2 rRNA genes are annotated in these 3,334 nt (G+C 59.0%); both read right to left on the bottom strand.

The window, feature by feature from the left end:
- Positions 1 to 1,212: ribosomal RNA gene (locus ACI790_RS19815) — 23S ribosomal RNA — on the bottom strand; the annotation flags it as partial.
- 453 nt (positions 1,213 to 1,665) lie between these two features.
- Positions 1,666 to 3,184 (bottom strand): 16S ribosomal RNA (locus ACI790_RS19810).
- Positions 3,185 to 3,334 lie beyond the last annotated feature (150 nt).

Here is a 3,334-nt window from a genome sequence, read left to right as displayed (position 1 = left end):
CACTTGACCAGTGAGCTATTACGCACTCTTTCAAGGGTGGCTGCTTCTAAGCCAACCTCCTGGTTGTCTCTGCGATCCCACATCCTTTTCCACTTAGCACACGCTTAGGGGCCTTAGCCGATGATCTGGGCTGTTTCCCTCTCGACTACGAACCTTATCGCCCGCAGTCTCACTGCCACGCTCTCACTTACCGGCATTCGGAGTTTGGTTGACGTCAGTAACCTTGTGGGGCCCATCGGCCATCCAGTGCTCTACCTCCGGCAAGAAACACGTGACGCTGCACCTAAATGCATTTCGGGGAGAACCAGCTATCACCGAGTTTGATTGGCCTTTCACCCCTACCCACAGCTCATCCCCCAGGTTTTCAACCCTGGTGGGTTCGGTCCTCCACGCGGTCTTACCCGCGCTTCAACCTGGCCATGGGTAGATCACTCGGCTTCGGGTCTAGAGCACGCGACTCAAACGCCCTGTTCGGACTCGCTTTCGCTACGGCTTCCCCACACGGGTTAACCTCGCCACGTACCGCTAACTCGCAGGCTCATTCTTCAAAAGGCACGCAATCACCCCTCCACCGAAGTGGATAAGGCTCTCACGGCTTGTAGGCACACGGTTTCAGGTACTATTTCACTCCCCTCCCGGGGTACTTTTCACCTTTCCCTCACGGTACTTGTCCGCTATCGGTCACCAGGGAGTATTCAGGCTTAGCGGGTGGTCCCGCCAGATTCACACCGAATTTCACGGGCTCGGTGCTACTTGGGAAACAAGCTCGGGAGAGACTCGGTTTTCGTGTACGGGGCTATCACCCTCTACGGCGACCCCTTCCAGAGGCCTTCCACTAACACAAGTCTTTTATGACTCCCTGCACCCCCGGCAGGAGGCACTGAACTGTCCCACGACCCCGACCACACAACGCCTGCCGGCTATCACATGCGATCGGTTTAGCCTCTTCCGCTTTCGCTCGCCACTACTCACGGAATCACTGTTGTTTTCTCTTCCTGTGGGTACTGAGATGTTTCACTTCCCCACGTTCCCTCCACACGCCCTATGTGTTCAGGCGCGGGTCACACCACATGACTGGTGCGGGGTTCCCCCATTCGGAAATCCTCGGATCAACGCTCGGTTGACAGCTCCCCGAGGCTTATCGCAGCCTCCTACGTCCTTCATCGGCTCCTGGTGCCCAGGCATCCACCGTGTGCCCTTAACAACTTGGCCACACAAAAATCCCGCCCCACACCCCCGGAAGGAAATGATGAGACGGGCCTACAAACTCGAACTCTGCTCATCAGAGTCGAAAGATGCTCGCGTCCACTGTGCAGTTCTCAACGTACGACCAGCCACCCCCCACACCGTTCCCGCCAGACCCATCCCCCCACAGGGGCGATGACGGTACGAGAACCAGGAGGCCCTGACACAAGACAACGGTCACCCGCTCCCTCAGGACCCAACAGCGTGCCTACGACCAACCACCCAACTCCACCCCGTTCCCCACACCCCCCGAAGGAGGCGCCGTACTAGGAGCAGCACCAGGCTGCCGGCCGAACTGGTCAGCGTTCCACCCTCGAGCACTGTCACAGACACCCGCAGCCACCCGGTGATGGGCGACCGTCACGGCCTGCGCACAGCTCTGGACCACACCCAGCAAGGGGCGCGGCCAGTGCTCCTTAGAAAGGAGGTGATCCAGCCGCACCTTCCGGTACGGCTACCTTGTTACGACTTCGTCCCAATCGCCGATCCCGCCTTCGACGGCTCCCTCCACAAGGGTTGGGCCACCGGCTTCGGGCGTTACCGACTTTCGTGACGTGACGGGCGGTGTGTACAAGGCCCGGGAACGTATTCACCGCAGCGTTGCTGATCTGCGATTACTAGCGACTCCAACTTCATGGGGTCGAGTTGCAGACCCCAATCCGAACTGAGACCGGCTTTTTGGGATTCGCTCCACCTCGCGGTATCGCAGCCCTTTGTACCGGCCATTGTAGCATGTTTGCAGCCCTAGACATAAGGGGCATGATGATTTGACGTCATCCCCACCTTCCTCCGAGTTGACCCCGGCAGTCTCCTATGAGTCCCCACCATCACGTGCTGGCAACATAGGACGAGGGTTGCGCTCGTTGCGGGACTTAACCCAACATCTCACGACACGAGCTGACGACAACCATGCACCACCTGTGCACGGCCCTTACGGACCCACCATCTCTGGAGGATTTCCGTGCATGTCAAGCCTAGGTAAGGTTCTTCGCGTTGCATCGAATTAAGCAACATGCTCCGCCGCTTGTGCGGGCCCCCGTCAATTCCTTTGAGTTTTAGCCTTGCGGCCGTACTCCCCAGGCGGGGCGCTTAATGCGTTAGCTGCGGCACGGAACTCGTGGAATGAGCCCCACACCTAGCGCCCAACGTTTACGGCGTGGACTACCAGGGTATCTAATCCTGTTCGCTCCCCACGCTTTCGCTCCTCAGCGTCAGTTTCGGCCCAGAGACCCGCCTTCGCCACCGGTGTTCCTCCTGATATCTGCGCATTTCACCGCTACACCAGGAATTCCAGTCTCCCCTGCCGAACTCAAGTCCGCCCGTATCGACTGCAGGCCCGAGGTTGAGCCTCGGGATTTCACAGCCGACGCGACGAACCGCCTACGAGCTCTTTACGCCCAATAATTCCGGACAACGCTTGCACCCTACGTATTACCGCGGCTGCTGGCACGTAGTTGGCCGGTGCTTCTTCTGCAGGTACCGTCACTTTCGCTTCGTCCCTGCTGAAAGAGGTTTACAACCCGAAGGCCGTCATCCCCCACGCGGCGTCGCTGCGTCAGGCTTCCGCCCATTGCGCAATATTCCCCACTGCTGCCTCCCGTAGGAGTCTGGGCCGTGTCTCAGTCCCAGTGTGGCCGGTCACCCTCTCAGGCCGGCTACCCGTCGTCGCCTTGGTAGGCCACTACCCCACCAACAAGCTGATAGGCCGCGGGCCCATCCCCAGCCGATAAATCTTTCCACCACCAGACCATGCGGTCAGCGGTCATATCCGGTATTAGCCCCAATTTCTTGGAGTTATCCCAGAGCCGGGGGCAGGTTGCCCACGTGTTACTCACCCGTTCGCCACTGATCCCCCCGCAAGCGGGGTTCACCGTTCGACTTGCATGTGTTAAGCACGCCGCCAGCGTTCGTCCTGAGCCAGGATCAAACTCTCCGTAGATGATTTGATCGCAGCTGAGAACCGCGAGCTGACACTCGCGATATCAATCAACCAAAGGAATCCCTGCCACAACCACAAGAGCCATGGCACGGGGTATTACTTGGCACTGACTTTCGGCACGCTGTTGAGTTCTCAAGGAGCGGACGCGCA

This window comes from Blastococcus sp. SYSU DS0539, from assembly GCF_054050855.1.
This window is presented reverse-complemented; position numbering and strand designations above follow the sequence as displayed.